The organism is Virgibacillus sp. MSJ-26 (assembly GCF_018918075.1).
Classification (GTDB): domain Bacteria; phylum Bacillota; class Bacilli; order Bacillales; family Amphibacillaceae; genus MSJ-26.
The window spans coordinates 93,525-110,810 of record NZ_JAHLPW010000013.1 but is presented as its reverse complement, the minus strand read 5'-3'; the positions used below and the strand labels follow the sequence as shown (position 1 = coordinate 110,810).

The window sequence follows — 17,286 nt, the reverse complement described above, 5'->3', positions numbered from 1 at the left end:
AATGAACGAAAATGTTTATAATTATTTACAGGCCAATCCTGAATTATTAACATTTGTCAGGTATAATCCGATTTGGTATCGTTATTTATCAAGGGATCCAGATAAGATGTTTGAACTGGAAAAAGAAGCAAAAATCTTTTATGGTAAAACTTTTTCTAAGCGCCTTGAGAAATTTAGTGAACATGTACATCTTGCCACTATGCTTGTTCAAATGAGCCAAGCTATGAAAGATTAACAGGCGAAAAGAGGGGACTGTCTTTTCAGCATTTTAAAAAAGTGATATGATAGTGACGGAGGTGTGTATTATGATAGGTACCCTAGAGTATGTGGACATTTTAGATCGGTCCGAATTATTAGGGGATATGATACAACAATCAGATGTTATGCATGAATTTAAAGCAGCACGTGACGCTTTGTATAATGATAGTGAATCGACAAAGCTGATCAATGCTTTTGCAGATATGAAAGGTCACTATGAAGATGTCCAACGATTTGGCAGATACCATCCTGACTATCGAGAAATAATGAAAAAGGTCCGCCTTACAAAAAGAGAGATGGATATGAATGACAAAGTTGCTCAATACAAGATTGCGGAGCGTAATTTGCAATTGATGTTGGATGAAATTAGTGAGTGTATCGCTTTGAGTGTAAGCGAACAAATCAAAGCGCCAAAAGATGGAGCAGCTCTTTCAGATGGAGGCTGTGGCTCTGGAGGGAGCTGTGGCTGTAGCGCTTAACTTTTAATATGATTATTAGTTGACTAAAATACTCTACTAATTAATTACCAAGTGGGGGTTTGTATGAACAACAAACGACAAGGTTTAATTGTTTGGTTTCAACATATGAGAAATATTAAGCAAATAAAAAGGCTTGGTCATTTGATTTATGTATCCAAGAAAATGAGATACGCAGTAATATACGTAAACCAATCTGACATAGAAACTATCGAAAGCAAACTTTCCAAGTATTCTTTTATTTCAAAAGTGGAACGGTCCTATAAGCCGTTTGTTAAGACAGAGTTCGATAATGCTTTACCAGATGAAGCGAAACAGTATGACTATAAAATAGGTATTTAATTGCTAATAGTTAGATGCAATTAAAGAGCAGACAATATAATAGTCTTATTTAAAGGACAAAAAAATACCTGCAGATAATTTCTGCAGGTTCTTTTAGTTTAAAAAACTAAAAGGCAAAGGGAGAGGAGAAACCGGAGGAGGACTTATGGGGAAGTCTAAGTCATCTCCGTCATTGAAACAACCAAGCTATCGCCAGCTGTCTCATTATGTTATTATGTACGATAGAAAAAAATATATACCATTTATCTCTTATTTTTGATAAACTCTTAGATAGTATGATTAGATCAATTACTCATAAACTAGATACATATGTCTTATAACTTTTACTTTATTTTGTCGGAAACTCAAAGGTAATATAGATTAGGTGGTGTTGGAATATGCGTGTGATAGCTGGGCAATTTAAAGGTCGACATTTAAAAGCTGTTCCAGGGAAGACAACAAGACCGACTGCAGATAAAATAAAAGAAGCCATTTTTCAGGTAATAGGACCTTTCTTTAATGGGGGACATTGCTTAGATTTATTTGCAGGGAGTGGGTCATTAGGTATAGAGGCACTTAGTCGCGGAATGGAACACAGTGTTTTTGTTGATAAACACCCTAAAGCTGTTCAAACAATTCAGCAAAACACAGAAGTTTTACATATAAGTGATAAAATAGAAATTTTTCGAACAGACGCATATAGAGCAATAAATGCTGTATCAAAGAGAGATATAAAATTTAATTTAATCTTGCTAGATCCGCCATATGGTAAAGTTGACTATGAAAAATTATTAAATCAAATTATTAAATTAGAAATATTGGAAGAAAATGGTGTTATTTATTGTGAGTATGACAGTACCGAGAACTTACCTTCTTCGATTAAGGGATTAACTTTAATAAAGGAAGAAATTTATGGTAAAACAATCGGTATTTCTATTTACCGAAAGGAGAAACATGATGACTAGAATTGCTATTTGCCCAGGGAGCTTTGATCCAGTAACAAATGGTCACTTGGATATTATTGAACGGGGATCTCGTATTTTTGATGAAATTATTGTAACTATATTTAATAATCAATCAAAACACCCTTTGTTCACTATTGAAGAAAGAATCAAATTAATTGAACAAGCAACAGAGCATATACCTAATGTTTCTGTAGATTCTAACAGTGGTCTATTGATTGATTATGCTAAAGAAAAAAATGTAAATGTTATATTGCGAGGATTGCGTGCTGTTAGTGACTTTGAATATGAAATGCAAATAACATCTATGAACAGAAAGTTGGAACAAAATATTGAAACCTTTTTTATGATGACTAATAACCAATATTCTTTTTTAAGTTCGAGTATTGTTAAAGAAGTAGCTAAATATAATGCCTGTGTTTCAGATCTTGTTCCACCTGTCGTTGAAAAAGCTTTACAAGAGAAGTTCCAATAAGATAAAATACTTGCGTTCAGTATATAAAAAATCCGAGCGAATCACTTGCTCGGATTTTTTGGATTGTGTTGATGTATTGTTAATAATTATGTCGGCGTAATAAGATTATTGTTGCAATACCTAAGAATGTTATTGTAATTAATGGTCCATAATAACTTAATTCCCTAAAAATATGTGAGTAAAAATTATCTGTGACCATCCCACTTACAGGTAAGTCATCACGATCAAATGCCTGACGATTTATATAAAGGGGTTTATACAATAAAGCTGATAAAATGCTGGCAAATATCCCGTGTAAAATTCGTGAGATAAAATATGGGGAAAAGCGAATGTCGGTATGGGATATAATACTTCCAACTTGAGCTTGAATTGAAAACCCATTAAAGCCGATAATAAAACTTGTAAGCATCACGGTAATTAAAAGAGTGTCTGGTTGCACTTGAGAAATCATTTGTATACCTGTAGTAATCTCAAAGAAACCTGATATAAAGGGAACTGCGTACTCTACTGGAATTGAAAACAGCAAAAATATATATTTTAATATGGCCGCAATAGCAGTTGTAATACCAGTTAAATATAATAATTTAATTATGACTGAAAATAGAATTATAAATCCGCCAACCATAACAAGTGTTTTAATTGAATTAAGTACTGAATCCCCAAGAATTTCACCAAAAGGACGCTTGTCATTCAAGCGGGAGCGATGCATTTCTTTAAAAGCTCTTTTAATCGAGAATTTGTATTTAGAATTTTTCTTTTTCTTATTGGATGCACCGTGAAATCTCATACATATTCCTACCAATGTGTTTCCAACGTAGTGGCTGATAGCTAATAAAGCACCTAGTTTTACATCATGGAAAAATCCAACAGAAACAGCACCAAAAATAAATAAAGGACTTGAAGCATTTGTAAAAGTGACTAAGCGCTCAGCTTCAGCTCTAGAGACTTGTTGTTCTTCCCGAAGTCTAACTGTTATTTTCGCTCCGGTTGGGTATCCACTTGCCATACCCATTAACCAGGCGAAGCTACCTGCACCCGGTACATTAAATAGCGGACGCATAATAGGTTCAAACAATACACCAACAAAGTGTACAACTCCAAAGGCCAAGAGTAACTCAGCGGTTATAAAGAATGGTAAAAGTGAAGGAAAAACAACCTCCCACCAACTGTTCAGTCCACGTATGCTAGCTTCTAACGCTTGGTCAGGATACTTTATTAAACTGTACGCAAAAAATAACGTCAATCCTGCGAACATACTTGTTTTAATTTTTTGGTTCAATAAATTGCCCCCTATTCAATTGTTAGCTCTGTACTTATTAAATTTGTAGTAGTAAAATAAGTGCTAGCTTGTCTAAATCAAGGATGAACAATTTCCCAATTTTTGAGTTCTTAATCTACTTATGATGAAAACTTGTTCATCTATATAAATATACGCCAGTACCCTCCAAATTTATGCCAAACACATTTTTATATTTAAGATAATTTAGGATGAAAAGGGAACATTATATTGAAAATTAATCATAGGGTTTAGAGAATGTAGTGAAATATTTAATTGATTTTATTGATTGTGAAATTAATGAAAGTAATTTAGAAAAACGAACCAGCTGTTATCGTCTGGAAGGAGTTTAGGAATGAAATTTAATAAACGTCAACTTGTCTTTTTAATAATTGTTGTTATTGCATCCTATTTTTTAGTTGCATATAAACTTCCGTATTATATATACAAACCAGGAGGAGCTGATGCACTGAACCCAATTGTGCAGGTTGAACATGGCTTTGAAAGTGAAGGCGATATGCACCTTGTCACTGTTAGAGGTGGTCAGGCTACTCCGATTCAATATCTTTTAGCTAAATTTAATAAGCATCAAGAAATACTTCCATTAGATGAAGTTTTTCCAGAAGGTATAACAGAAGATGAATATTTTCATGCTCAACTACAGGTTATGGAAAATTCTCAGGAGGCTGCCACCGTGGTAGCATACGAAGCCGCTGAAAAAGATATAACCATTGATTATGAAGGTGTCTATATAGTCTCTGTTGTAGAAAACATGCCAGCTGAAGGACAGTTGGAAGTGGGAGACGAAATTATTAACATCGACAATAATAAAATTGAACAAACGGACGATTTAATGGATTATATTGAAACTAAACGGGCCGGAGACAAGGTGAACCTAACAATTATTCGAGATGACGAAGAATTAACTAAAGAAGTTTCATTAAAAGAATTTGATGACATTGATAATCGAATTGGTATGGGAGTGAGTTTAGTAACAGATCGGAGTGTAACGGTAAATCCAAAAGTAAATTTTTCAAGTGGAAATATCGGTGGCCCCAGTGCGGGTTTAATGTTTTCATTAGAGATTTATGATCAGTTGACTGAACAAGACTTAACTCATGGATATGAAATAGCCGGAACAGGTGAAGTTGATTACAATGCGAATGTAATTAGGATTGGCGGGATAGACAAAAAGGTAATTGCCGCAGATCGCGAGGGATGTGATATCTTTTTCGCACCGCATGAAGGTGGAGCGGAGGATTCCAACTATAATTTAGCAAAACAAACTGCAGATGAAATTGGTACGGACATGGAAATCGTTCCAGTCGATACATTTGAAGATGCTTTAAACTACTTACATTCGTTAGACTAGGAAACAGTATGACTACAACATGACTAGAGAAAATAATCTATTGTTTTTGTAACCACTACGAAATTACCATAGAACAAAAGCGCGGGGCGCCCGTTTAGCAACGTACGGACTGCGCCTTGCCAAGCGAGATAGGGTCAATGTTGATGCTCAGGAGCATCAACATTGACCATTCATTATGTGGGAGATAAAGGAAACATGCCCCTGCAAAAGGGTTATGCCGACGTTAGCCGCAAAGGCTACTTAGTCGGCCTTCCTTAAGTAGAGCCGTTTGGGAGGTTCAGTTAAAACCGCGACGTCCTGGGGCTGCAGCCAAGCTTCGCCCCATAGAGCCCTTTGTCGCAACACTGAACTACCCACCTCCTGTTAGAGGATGGGATAAAACTAAGTATTAGTAATTAAAAGACGAACAATTTTAAGCGAGCGTTATTTCGCTTCGGAAAAATACTTCGCTTTCCGCAGGGGGAGAAGAATTGCAGTTCATTCTTCTTTGCTGCTGAGCCTCGGGCCAACAGGATGTTGGTCATGAAGGCGCCCTCACAGGACGTCGCGAATTTAGCCTTCCATCATTCATGGCGCTCTGCGGGGGTCTCATCTAAGCTTTTCATCCTGCTGGACAAAGAATACTTCGACAACGATTCATCGCGATTTTTTCAAGGAGTCCACGTATTTTTTCTACGCTGATTTTAAAAGTGTATATTAAAAGAAATATACTTTAATACGTTCGCTTTTAAATTAACTAAAATACTTATGTCCCAACCTCTTTTCATACCTCACTTATTTCTTACTACATAACTATATAATTTAAATCATAATGGGAGGTTTTAATTCTTGGGCATGAAATTTATTTCTGAGTTTTGGTGAAAGGATGCTATAATAAGCGTTCGTAGCACGTTCTTCAATTGATAGTAAAGGGTGCTGATTTCGGCTTAGTGAGGTGATGATGGGAACATCAATCTGTTTCTTTTTATCATTTAAATAGGCTCGTCCTTGCTTGGATGCACCAAGTAATCGAATATAAGGTACACTGTTCATTTCATTCACTGCAATTAGATCATTTTTTTTAGTGTTTGTTAATAGATGAACGAACAAGCGCTGAATTCTTGTCCAAGTATACCGTTTTGTTTTAATTGCTTTCATCCATTCGTTAAAAGATGTGGCTTCCATAAGTGTACTTAATAACCGGTGCTCAATCCCTTCATCAACTCCTTGAATAGTTGCTAGTTCCTCTGCATTCATCGTCAGGACCCGATAATAAATTAAAGGGAAGTATTTTTCCCACTCATGCCACAAACCCGTCTCTTTTTGATATAATTGTAATTGTCTTATAGTTTCGTCCGGTATGCTGTTGATAATATCATCCGAGAATAAAATATAATCATCAAGTAGTTTATTTCTAATACTTGTGGCTGATGCAATGGTACTTTGGATTTCTGTGTCATGATACTGGTTGTTAATTCTCTTAATTGTAGAAGGCTTAATAGAAAGGTTATTGTCAAGGATTGTCTTTATGTAACTAAAACCTAGGATATTATTCGGCTTTGATAAATCAATTGAATGGTCAATTAACCCGATGTCTTGATATGCTTGTTTACTTGCTTCAGGAAATGATGCACCTTTTTTTAATGAATAATGTAAAGAACACTTATAGTCAGCTTCTTTTTCTTTGAAAAGTGTGTAAGTTGATATAAAATGGGAGATATCACCTGATTCACTTCCAAAGCACAAAAAATCAGTATCAATTTCTTGAAGGGTGTGTACAGCGCCTTTAGCAAACAGGCGGCTGCTTTGCACTGCAAAAGCATAGGGTAATTCTAGGACAAGATCGACACCTGCTTTTAAAGCGGCTTTAGTCCGATGGAATTTATCTATAATTGCTGGCTCGCCGCGCTGTAAAAAAGACCCGCTCATCACAGCAATCATACATTCAGCTGAAGTTTCTGTTTTTGCTTGATTAATATGATAAAGATGACCATTATGAAATGGATTGTATTCAACAATTAGACCACATGCTCGCATGAACATTACCTCACTTACTCTATTTGTTATAATTGTAACAAACATTATATAACTTGCATAATTGTACATAAAAACAGGGGTGATTAAGCAAATATAAATGGGGAATAATGAAATATAATTCGTGATAATGTAAAATTAAGTTAACTGTTAAGAAAATATCTTGACAAATACATGATTTCCTTTTAAAATTACTCTTGTTGCCTAGAGGTGTTTATAATGAAATTAACGTTAGGAAAAATTAAAAGAAACGCATTTGAGCAACCCTATATATTTGAAAAAAAAGTGGATGTCTCTGAGTTGGAAAAAATGAACAATGATATACGTAAAATCAACCCTGTAGATGTCAAGGCCATGTGCACTATGCAAGGTGAAGAGATAATTATTACCTTGAACTTAAAAGGAGAAATGATACTTCCATGTGCACGGACACTCGTTGATGTCGTCTATCCGTTTAATATAACAGCTGATGAAATCTATACTTTATCTCCTTACTACAGTGAGGAAGATGAGGAAGATGAGATTCATCCAGTTGACGGAGAAGTGATTGATTTAACGCCACAAATAAAAGAAAATATCTTATTAGATATCCCTTTTAGAGTTTTTTCTGATGATGAGAATGCCCAAAAAAACGCCCCTACTAAAGGAGAAGGTTGGGAAATTATCTCGGAAGAAACTGATGATCAATCCATTGATCCACGTATGAAAAAGCTAGAAAAGTTATTAAAAGACAAAAAAGAGAAATAAAACTTGATTATTCCAGGTTTTGCTTTTCTATTTGAGGGAGGTGTAAGTCATGGCGGTACCAAAAAGAAGAACTTCTAAAAAAGTAAAAAATCAACGTCGTACACATAAGAAATTACATGTACCTGGCATGGTAGAATGTTCAAATTGTGGTGAGTATACTAAGCCTCACCATGTATGTAAAGCTTGTGGTCATTATGATGGTAAAGAAGTTGTTGAAAGCAATTAATAATATGCACATTAAGACAGATCATTGGTTATGAATGATCTGTCTTTTTCATATGAGAGTTGAGGTGATTTAATGCCTGAATTAGTACAATACCAAGTCTACAAGGAAGGCTATGGTCTTATTAGGCTTAATCGTTTGGAAAAACACAATGCGATATCAAGTGACATGGCTAAAGAACTTTTAGAAAAAATTCAAACTGCAAAAAATACCAATATTAAATTTTTAGTTATAACCGCTGCAGGAGAAAGGATGTTCTGTGCGGGTGGTGACTTAAATACTTTACATGGTGATTTAAATAGTGATGAAGCATTTAGTAAACTTTATCCAATGAAAGAATGTCTTTATGAGTTAGTTTCATTCCCTGTACCCACAATTTGCTTATTAAATGGTAATGCGTTAGGTGGAGGTTGTGAGATCGCAACAGCATGTGACTTTAGAATTGGTAAAGAAGGGACTAAATTTGGTTTTATTCAATCCACATTAGGAATTGTGCCTGGATGGGGTGGAGGCGTATTATTATACGAGAAAGTGAATCCGAATTTTGCCTATCAATGGTTGGTAGAAGGGAATGTACATGGTGTTGACTATTTGAAAAAACACGGGTGGATACATAACATTGTTGCTTCTGAAGAATGGGAAGATTTAAATAGCATCTTACAACCCTATCTAACAAAATCAATTGAGCAGATGAAAGTTTTAAAAGCACAATTCAATAAAAAAATCTCGGTACTTAGTCTATCGGCTGAAATGAATGATGAAGTCCGTCAGAGTGCAACTTTGTGGGGAAGTCACGCACATCAGGAAGCTATAAAACGAATTATGAAATAGATCACCAAACCTTAATTTATTCTCAATCTCTTTTTCTTGCCTTTATCTACTCTGCTTATATCCTTGGATTTTTATCTGAAATATGAAACTTCTATTCTATCACTCTTAATATTTGCATACATTTATATCAAAGATGTGAGGAGTGATGTTTATGAACGCGACACGACAAGATGCGTGGACAGATGATGAAGATATTATTTTGGCCGAAACGGTCCTTCGCTATATTAGAGAAGGAAAAACACAACTAGAAGCTTTTAAAGATGTTGCCAAACAACTATCGCGAACTTCGGCTGCTTGTGGGTTTCGGTGGAATGCAACAATCAGGAAAAAACATCAGAATGCCATTGAACAAGCAAAAAAGGAAAGAAAACAAAGAAATACAAGTCATTATATAAGATTTTCAGAATCCTATAAGCCTGAAGAGAAAGATACATTAGAGGCGGCCATTTTATTGCTAGAAAAAATGAAGACGAATTATCAAGGGGAAGATTATTCCAAAACATTAAATCAAAAAGAAAGTCTAGAGCAATTAAAAGAAGAAAACAAAAATTTGAAAGAGAAACTCTTGCGTTATGAACATGTTTGGCAAGAAATAGGGAATCTGTGGAATTGGGTTCATAAGAAGGGAGAAAAATAAAGTAAAAGACATGAATGAAATCAATCATTCATGTCTTTTATTTAATTTTTTGAAACCTCTTTTTCTGCTACTCCTTTGGGAAGCCAAACTAGTGGATTTTCCCCAAGATCTCTTTCCATTTCATAGTGTATTTTTTGAAAGTCCATTTTTTCCCAAAAACCGTGAGAGTTGATTCTAGGGTTCGTTTTGATAGGGAGTTCGTAACTTTTAGCAAAATCAACTAGCGCTTTCCCATATCCTTGACCACGGTAGTCTGGGAGAACCTCAAGTTTCCAGAGTTCTAAATAATTTTGTGGTGGATCAAAGTAATTATCGTACTTTTGGCTTACTTTATACAAACTCATACGAGCGATAAGTGTATCACCGAAGTATACTCCATAAAAAGGTGATTCACTATTATCTTCTACAATATTTGATTGCAAATCTTCTAACATGGATAATTCCTGATTTCCATATTCTTTGAAACTTTTAAAGTCATCAAGTGTCTTATAGTTAATTAGCAATTTCTCTATTTTTATATTATTCATTGGTCGTGCCCCCTTAAAAATAAAAATATTTTAAATTCTCCCCTATTTATAATATTATAATATAAACAGTTACAGAAAGAAAATAATCAAATGAAAAAGGTCATCTTTAATGCATTGTATACAAGGTTCAATTTTAGTTTTAGACATGAGATGTAATTAAGCTGCTGTTGTTGCCGAGAGATGGAAAGTGAGAGGGGATCATTTTTTATGAATATAGGTGTGGTTGGTGGAGGCTCTGTAGGACTTTTAATAAGTAGTTATTTAAGCTTATATCATAGGGTGAGAGTTTACGTACGAAGAAATGAGCAAGCTCACTTACTTAGAAATGAAGGTATAGTGGAGGAAAAAAGCAGGGAAAACTTTTCAGTTGAATCGTTATTAGTAGAGAACATGAAAGAAGAAGAACTGATCATAATTTGTGTGAAACAGCATCAAATTGAAGATATTATGCCTATGATTAATCAAACGAATTCGCAGACCCCCTTGTTATTTTTACCAAACGGGATGAGTCATACTAATTATCTAAGTCACTTAACTCAACCTGTTTATGTTGGCATTAATAGTCACGGATCACTACGAGAAAAAGATAATCTGTTTTCTCATACTGGTAAAGGTGAAATAGCCTATGCTCAATTTAATGCAAGTGAAGAAGGTGATTATTGGCTAAGAAATCACTTGAATAATATTTCATTTCCCGTTCGTTTTTGTTCAAGTTGGAAAATTTTGCTTAAGGAAAAGTTAATTGTTAATGCGGTTATTAATCCACTTACAGCGTTATTCAATGTAAAAAACGGTGTAATTTTATCTAATAAATATTTATATGACATCGCAGAAAAATTATGTTTCGAAGCGGCAGAATCACTTAATCTAGACTTCGAAGAAAATTGGCACCGTGTTCAGACGATTGCCAAAAAGACAAGTGAAAATATATCATCTATGTTAAAAGATTTAATGGAAAATCGTCCTACAGAAAATGAAGCAATATCAGGATATATTATTACCGAATCAACAACAGAACTGCCATATACTACATTTGTGTATAAAGCAATTCAAGCATTAGAATATAAAAATAGTTAAAATTCATTCTTCGAAAGTTGAGTCATGATTAAATATTCGCATAAAGTCAGAAAGCATGAAAAGTAGTGAAATCTTATGTACAATACAAATTGACGTGGTATGTTACATATAATTAAAGGAGCTTGTCAGTATATGCAGATTAATCCAATACAATTAAAAAATCAAAATAATATTATAAACAATTATCGAGCAAAAGATGAAAACATTATGCAATACTTTGATTATGGAGTATCTGCAAAGAATATGAAAAAGCGTTTTGACGATTTAAGGAATCAGTCCTTTGAAAGACTTGAGTTAACTAAAGCTCTAATTCAATTAAATCAAAATTGGGATGCTCCCCCCTCAACCTTAGGGAATATAGAACGACTAAATGATAAAAACAGTGTTGTTGTTCTTGGTGGCCAACAAGCTGGATTGTTAACAGGGCCCATGTATACGGTCAATAAGATTATTTCGATTATAAAATATGCCAAACAGCAGGAAGAGCATTTACAGGTTCCTGTTATTCCAGTTTTTTGGATTGCGGGAGAAGACCACGATTTTGATGAAATAAACCATATATATATGCCTTCTGGCGATCAAATGAAAAAGCATGTATTCCCTCGACACACAATTGATAAAATGCCGGTATCTGACATTTCCATTCAAAAAGATAAATTATATAAATGGCTAAAAAATATCTTTGTTCATTTACAAGAAACACAATATACAAAGGATCTCTACCAGACAATTAATGACTGTCTGGAACAATCCGATTCATATGTTGATTTTTTTGCACGACTCATTTTTAGTTTGTTTCAAGATGAAGGTCTTGTCTTGGTAGACTCAGGAAGTGAGGTAGTAAGAAGGTTAGAAAATGACCACTTCACGACATTAATTCATAAGCAAGCGGAAATCAGTACTGGGGTTTATGGTGTTTGGCAAGATTTAAAACGTTGTGGATATGCAGTCGATCTTGATCTTCAACCAAATAATGGACATCTTTATTTTTATATAAATAATGAGCGGATCCTCTTAAACAGAACAGACTCGGGGTATTGGATTGGTAAAAACGATGAGATAAAACTATCGACAGAAGAGTTGATTGAAATTGCTCAAAACAGTCCTGATCGTTTAAGTAATAATGTAATAAGTCGTCCGCTAATGCAAGAGCTGTTGTTTCCAACACTTGCGTTTATAGGCGGACCAGGTGAGATCAGTTATTGGTCCACATTAAAACCGGCATTTAATACACTGGAATTAAAAATGCCTCCAGTCATACCAAGGTTGTCCATGACCTACGTTGATTCATATACTTTTAAACTAACAGAAAAATATAATCTGAAATTAGAGGAAATCATTCATAAAGGAGTCAAAGAACAAAAAGATCATTGGTTAAATGAAAAAATAGAACCTCCTGTCGAAGAAATTACTATGGAAATCAAGAATAAAATTGAAGCAGTGCATAAACCTTTAAGGGATATCGCTCATCAATTAGGAGATGACTTAGGATCTATAGGCGAGAAAAATTTGTATTTCTTACATGAGAATATCGACTTCTTAGAAAAAAGAATTTTAAATAAAATAAAAGCTCAATATAAACAAGAACTATCTGAATTTAATAAAGTAAACATAATGTTACATCCCTTCGGTGGTTTGCAAGAAAGAGTTTGGAATCCGCTTTTGTTCTTTAATCAATTTGGTAAGCAATTTATTAAAGAGTTACTAAGCCGACCAATGTCGTTTGATGAAAATCATTTCTTGATAAATCTTTAAAACTCCACCACCTTCTACCACTTTTGAATAGTCTGGTGTAACGTTGATAGCACAAAGCTAGGATAAACACTGATACAACAGTGTTTATCCTAGCTTTTTATTTGTGTTTTTTCTTTTAATAAACCTCTGTAACTAAGCGTTTAACTGGTATTTATTAGTAATAAAAATCTTTTTTAATAATTTGGTGGTGAAAAGTGGTGGAATGTGGTAATATAAAAACATGAAAGTGGGTGAACTCTATGTTCATGGGGGAATATCAACATAATGTTGACACAAAAGGGCGTATTATTGTTCCTTCGAAGTTCCGTGAAGAGCTTGGGGAAAGCTTTGTTGTGACCCGTGGACTGGATAAATGTTTATTCGCATATCCACTAGATGAATGGAAATTACTTGAAGAAAAATTAAAAAAACTCCCACTGACTAAAAAAGACGCACGAGCATTTACACGTTTTTTCTTTTCAGGCGCAGTTGAATGTGAAGTGGATAAACAGGGGAGAATAAACTTATCACAGCCTCTCAGAAACTATGCAGAACTTGAAAGAGAATGTGTAATCATTGGGGTTTCCAATCGAGTTGAGTTCTGGGCGAAAGAAGCTTGGGAAGATTACTTTACGGAATCAGAAGAGTCTTTTGCTGAGATTGCTGAAAACTTAATGGACTTTGATATTTAGATGCGTTTTAAAAAATGGAAACGAGTTTCTTGAAATGGGTGTTAAAATGTTTGAACATTACTCAGTACTAAGAAATGAAACAATAAAAGGCTTGAATATTGATCCAAATGGTACATATGTCGACTGTACGGTAGGTGGAGGCGGCCATTCTAGGCAAATCGCAGAAGAGTTAATTGACGGAAAGTTAATTGCCTTCGACCAAGACTTGGATGCTTTACAAGCAGCAGAAGAGAGATTAAGTTCATATAAAAATCAATTGGTATTCATACACAGTAATTTTAGTCACCTCGAAACAAAGTTAGCAGAGCATGACATCGAAAAGGTTGACGGAGTCTTATTTGATTTAGGAGTCTCTTCGCCCCAACTTGATCGAGGCGAACGAGGTTTTAGTTATCATCAAGATGCCACATTGGATATGAGGATGGATCAAACTCAAAAACTAACAGCTTACAAAATAGTCAATGAATGGTCTTATAACGATTTAGTATCGATATTTTTTAAATATGGGGAAGAGAAATTTTCAAAACAAATTGCGAGAAAAATTGAAGCACATCGTACATATGAGCCAATCGAAACAACACATCAACTAGTCGATATCATTAAAGAAGCGATTCCAGCACCAGCTAGGAGAAAGGGTGGACATCCAGGTAAAAGAATTTTCCAAGCGATTCGAATTGCTGTAAATGATGAGCTCAATGTCTTTAATGATGCACTTCATCAAGCGGCTCGGAACTTATCAATAGGTGGTCGGCTCGTTGTTATAACATTTCACTCATTAGAGGATAGGATATGTAAACAAGCATTTAAAAAATGGAGTACACCTAAAGAGGTACCGAGAAATTTACCGATTCTGCCAAAAGACCACGAAGCGCCGTTTAAACTTATAACTAGAAAACCGATTTTAGCAACAGAAGAAGAATTAAGTGCAAATCGTAGGTCACGATCGGCAAAACTCCGTATTGTTGAGAAAAAGAATGAATGGAATAATGACTTTAAATATATAGAAGGGTGGAAGAGATAATGGCAGCACCTAAATTTAAAACATGGCAACAATCAGCACCAGCATATAAACCAGAAGAGCAAAATAAGGTTAAAGTAAAGGTTCGTAAAAGTAGCTGGATAACAAAGGGAGAAAAGTTGCTGTATTCCATTGCGGGAATATGTTTAGTTTCTGTAGGAATCTATGTTGTTTCCTTTTCCTCATCCACAGACTCATTAAATCGTGAACTTCAGCAACTTGAAAGCGAAGTTCAAACTCAACAAGTAAAGAACGAAGGACTATCATTTGATGTAAGTGAATTAAGCAGGCCTGAAAGAATAACTAAAATTGCTAAAGAAAATGGACTCAAAATCCAAGATGCAAAAATCAAACAAGCAAATCTATTGCACAAATAGTTTAGGAGTCTTTATATGAAGAAGAATAAATCAACAAATATTGTTGCAGGCTTGTTAATGATTTCATTTATAGGCATATTCTTAGTGTTAAGTGGTCGTTTCTTGTACATACAAGTGTCTGGTGAGGTTAATAATGTATCATTAGAACAATGGGCTAAACAAAAAAGGACGTCATCTTATTCACTTCATGCAGAGCGCGGAAAGATTTTAGATAATAATGGAATGGCATTAGCCTATGATCAGCCTACTTATCGTCTTTATGCCATTGTTGATGAGGCTTTTTCGGAGAACCAAAAAACACCTCAACATGTAGAGGATCCTGAAAAAACTGCAGAAAAACTATCTGATATTCTTAATGTTGAAAAAGAGGATATTCTAACTACCTTAAATGCTGGGATAAAAAACGGAAGGACTCAAGTAGAATTTGGTAAGCAAGGTAAAGGATTATCACAACAACAAAAAGACGACATCACTGCAATGAAATTGCCTGGAATTAATTTTAACAAAGAGGCAATGCGTTATTATCCTAATGGCATGTTTGCATCTCGAATTATTGGTTTTGCTAGGGAAACAGAAGAAGAAGATGAAAAAGGACAAGTAACTAGAGAAATTAAAGGAATTACAGGGATTGAAGATGAAAAAAACGACTTGTTAAAAGGTGAGGACGGCTATATTTCTTATGAAAGAGATAAATATAACAAGAAATTGCTTGATCCCAATGAAGTGATTAAAAAGCCTAAAAATGGTAATGATGTCTATTTAACGATAGATCAAAAAGTGCAAACTTTACTAGAAGATGTAATGTCACAAGTGCAAGAACAATATACACCTGAACGGATGACTGCTATTGTAATGGATGCAAAAACAGGGGAGATTATAGCCATGGGAAATCGGCCTAGTTATAATCCTAATAATCCTGAGGATGTGAAAAATTGGTATAATGATGCTATTTCAACTCCTTTTGAACCAGGCTCTACAATGAAAATGTTCACTTGGGCAAGTGCGATAGAGGAAGGCGTCTATAATGGAGACGAGGAATATAAGTCAGGAAGTTATCGCATTAATGAACAAGTTCAACCAGTCAATGATCATAATGGTGGTGAAGGATGGGGCACCATTTCATACGATGAAGGGTTTATTCGTTCTTCGAATGTCGCTGCCGCTAAGCTTTTATGGGAAAAAATGGATTCAGATACTTATTTGGATTATTTACATTCCTTTGATTTCGATAAAAAGACTGATATTGATTTACCAGGTGAATCTGAAGGTAAAATTTCATATACTTATCCGCGTGATAAGTTATCTACAACATTTGGGCAAGGTACAACACTTACTCCCATTCAACAAGTAAAAGCTGCTTCAGCGATTGCGAATAATGGAAAAATGCTTCAACCTTATGTGATTAAGAGAATAGTAGATGCAAATACAGGTGACGTGATTAAGGAAAAGCAACCTAAAGTAGTTGGTGAACCAATTTCTAAAGAAACGTCTCATCAAGTCCTCGATCTATTGGAATCGGTTGTCTCCGATAAAGATGGAACGGGAAAGATGTTCGCGTTAGATAATTATTCTGTAGTTGGAAAAACTGGAACTTCCCAAATACCTAATCCTGATGGAGGTTATTTGCGCGGTGTTGGGAATAATACTTTTTCCTTTTTAGGAATGGCCCCACACGATGATCCAGAACTCATTATGTATGTTGCTGTTAAACAACCAGATTTAGAAACTGAAGATGGGTTTGAGCAAGGTTCAGCACCAGTGTCTTTTATATTTAAAAATGTCATGGAAAGTAGTTTGCGTTATTTAAATATTGAACCAGATAAGGAAGCTAAAAACGAGACAAAAGAAATTAAAATGACTCACCTAAAAGAAAAAAACGCGAAAAAAGTGAAGAAAGATTTGGAAAATCAAGGAGTGAATGTGAGTGTTATCGGTTCAGGTGAGAAGGTGACAGCTTCAAATGTTCATGAAGGAGAAGAAGTATTACCGAATGATAGAGTGATATTAATAACTGATAAAGTGAAAATGCCAAACGTCATTGGCTGGTCATCTCGTGATATTATGCAACTTGCAAATCTATTAAATTTAGAAATTACTATTAAAGGTAATGGATTTGTTGAATCTCAAAGTATTGCGGCCGATAAACCAATTAAAAAAGGGGATAGCTTAACAGTCGAATTAAGTTCACCAACAAAAGTCGAACTGAAAGAAAAAGATACAGACTAAATGACACTGTCGTTATTCTTCTTTTCAACAAAATAATCGCATAT

The 17,286-nt window shown here is 34.7% G+C and carries 19 protein-coding genes; 16 read left to right on the top strand and 3 right to left on the bottom strand.

The window, feature by feature from the left end; genetic code table 11:
• The first annotated feature begins 1 nt into the window (after position 1).
• The 5 genes from KQI49_RS13100 to coaD all read left to right on the top strand — a co-directional run bounded on the left by KQI49_RS13100 (position 2) and on the right by coaD (position 2,492).
• Positions 2 to 235 (top strand): YlbE-like family protein, encoded by a 234-nt coding sequence (locus KQI49_RS13100; protein ID WP_216489603.1) that lies wholly within the window; start codon positions 2 to 4, stop codon positions 233 to 235.
• A gap of 70 nt (positions 236 to 305) precedes the next feature.
• On the top strand, positions 306 to 737 hold the full coding sequence (locus KQI49_RS13095; RefSeq protein WP_216489602.1) for a YlbF/YmcA family competence regulator: 432 nt from the start codon (positions 306 to 308) through the stop codon (positions 735 to 737).
• Between the two features lie 63 nt (positions 738 to 800).
• On the top strand, positions 801 to 1,076 hold the full coding sequence (locus tag KQI49_RS13090; RefSeq protein ID WP_216489601.1) for a YlbG family protein: 276 nt from the start codon (positions 801 to 803) through the stop codon (positions 1,074 to 1,076).
• A 377-nt stretch (positions 1,077 to 1,453) separates the two neighbouring features.
• Positions 1,454 to 2,020, top strand: coding sequence for a 16S rRNA (guanine(966)-N(2))-methyltransferase RsmD (gene rsmD / locus KQI49_RS13085; protein ID WP_216489600.1), 567 nt, complete (start codon positions 1,454 to 1,456; stop codon positions 2,018 to 2,020).
• Positions 2,013 to 2,492: a pantetheine-phosphate adenylyltransferase gene (gene coaD / locus KQI49_RS13080; RefSeq protein WP_216489599.1), complete on the top strand. Its 480-nt coding sequence runs from the start codon at positions 2,013 to 2,015 to the stop codon at positions 2,490 to 2,492. The genes rsmD and coaD overlap by 8 nt, the downstream gene beginning before the upstream one ends.
• 79 nt (positions 2,493 to 2,571) lie before the next feature.
• Here coaD and ylbJ read toward each other — a convergent pair whose 3' ends face one another.
• On the bottom strand, positions 2,572 to 3,771 hold the full coding sequence (gene ylbJ, locus KQI49_RS13075) for a sporulation integral membrane protein YlbJ (RefSeq protein WP_253286825.1): 1,200 nt from the start codon (positions 3,769 to 3,771) through the stop codon (positions 2,572 to 2,574).
• Between the two features lie 352 nt (positions 3,772 to 4,123).
• Here ylbJ and KQI49_RS13070 point away from each other — a divergent pair, with 352 nt between their 5' ends.
• Positions 4,124 to 5,140 carry a SepM family pheromone-processing serine protease gene (locus tag KQI49_RS13070; protein ID WP_216489598.1) on the top strand — a complete coding sequence of 339 codons (1,017 nt, stop codon included), beginning with the start codon at positions 4,124 to 4,126 and terminating at the stop codon, positions 5,138 to 5,140.
• An 801-nt stretch (positions 5,141 to 5,941) separates the two neighbouring features.
• Here the strand turns inward: KQI49_RS13070 and KQI49_RS13065 are convergent.
• Positions 5,942 to 7,156 (bottom strand): nucleotidyltransferase, encoded by a 1,215-nt coding sequence (locus KQI49_RS13065; RefSeq protein WP_216489597.1) that lies wholly within the window; start codon positions 7,154 to 7,156, stop codon positions 5,942 to 5,944.
• A 216-nt stretch (positions 7,157 to 7,372) separates the two neighbouring features.
• Between KQI49_RS13065 and KQI49_RS13060 the strand changes: the two genes are divergently transcribed.
• From KQI49_RS13060 to KQI49_RS13045, 4 genes are all read left to right on the top strand, one after another.
• Complete coding sequence (locus tag KQI49_RS13060; protein ID WP_216489596.1) at positions 7,373 to 7,900, top strand: YceD family protein; 528 nt, start codon at positions 7,373 to 7,375, stop codon at positions 7,898 to 7,900.
• A gap of 49 nt (positions 7,901 to 7,949) precedes the next feature.
• Positions 7,950 to 8,126, top strand: a complete 177-nt coding sequence (rpmF, locus tag KQI49_RS13055; protein WP_216489595.1) for a 50S ribosomal protein L32 — start codon at positions 7,950 to 7,952, stop codon at positions 8,124 to 8,126.
• Between the two features lie 72 nt (positions 8,127 to 8,198).
• On the top strand, positions 8,199 to 8,954 hold the full coding sequence (locus KQI49_RS13050; protein ID WP_216489594.1) for an enoyl-CoA hydratase/isomerase family protein: 756 nt from the start codon (positions 8,199 to 8,201) through the stop codon (positions 8,952 to 8,954).
• 151 nt (positions 8,955 to 9,105) lie between these two features.
• Complete coding sequence (locus KQI49_RS13045; protein WP_216489593.1) at positions 9,106 to 9,591, top strand: RsfA family transcriptional regulator; 486 nt, start codon at positions 9,106 to 9,108, stop codon at positions 9,589 to 9,591.
• Between the two features lie 41 nt (positions 9,592 to 9,632).
• On the opposite strand, the gene KQI49_RS13040 is transcribed toward KQI49_RS13045, so the two are convergent.
• The gene (locus KQI49_RS13040) at positions 9,633 to 10,118 is read right to left on the bottom strand and encodes an N-acetyltransferase (RefSeq protein WP_216489592.1); all 486 of its coding nucleotides are present in this window, start codon (positions 10,116 to 10,118) and stop codon (positions 9,633 to 9,635) included.
• 207 nt (positions 10,119 to 10,325) lie between these two features.
• Here KQI49_RS13040 and KQI49_RS13035 point away from each other — a divergent pair, with 207 nt between their 5' ends.
• The 6 genes from KQI49_RS13035 to KQI49_RS13010 all read left to right on the top strand — a co-directional run bounded on the left by KQI49_RS13035 (position 10,326) and on the right by KQI49_RS13010 (position 17,242).
• A complete protein-coding gene (locus tag KQI49_RS13035) occupies positions 10,326 to 11,195 on the top strand; it encodes a 2-dehydropantoate 2-reductase (RefSeq protein ID WP_216489591.1) in 870 nt (289 codons plus the stop codon).
• Between the two features lie 132 nt (positions 11,196 to 11,327).
• Positions 11,328 to 12,950 (top strand): bacillithiol biosynthesis cysteine-adding enzyme BshC, encoded by a 1,623-nt coding sequence (gene bshC / locus KQI49_RS13030; RefSeq protein ID WP_216489590.1) that lies wholly within the window; start codon positions 11,328 to 11,330, stop codon positions 12,948 to 12,950.
• Positions 12,951 to 13,189: 239 nt separating this feature from the next.
• Positions 13,190 to 13,621 (top strand): division/cell wall cluster transcriptional repressor MraZ, encoded by a 432-nt coding sequence (mraZ, locus tag KQI49_RS13025; protein WP_216489589.1) that lies wholly within the window; start codon positions 13,190 to 13,192, stop codon positions 13,619 to 13,621.
• Positions 13,622 to 13,667: 46 nt separating this feature from the next.
• The gene (rsmH, locus tag KQI49_RS13020; RefSeq protein ID WP_216489619.1) at positions 13,668 to 14,642 is read left to right on the top strand and encodes a 16S rRNA (cytosine(1402)-N(4))-methyltransferase RsmH; all 975 of its coding nucleotides are present in this window, start codon (positions 13,668 to 13,670) and stop codon (positions 14,640 to 14,642) included.
• Positions 14,642 to 15,016, top strand: coding sequence for a cell division protein FtsL (gene ftsL, locus KQI49_RS13015; protein ID WP_216489588.1), 375 nt, complete (start codon positions 14,642 to 14,644; stop codon positions 15,014 to 15,016). Before rsmH ends, ftsL begins: the two co-directional genes overlap by 1 nt.
• A gap of 15 nt (positions 15,017 to 15,031) precedes the next feature.
• The gene (locus KQI49_RS13010) at positions 15,032 to 17,242 is read left to right on the top strand and encodes a penicillin-binding transpeptidase domain-containing protein (protein WP_216489587.1); all 2,211 of its coding nucleotides are present in this window, start codon (positions 15,032 to 15,034) and stop codon (positions 17,240 to 17,242) included.
• Positions 17,243 to 17,286 lie beyond the last annotated feature (44 nt).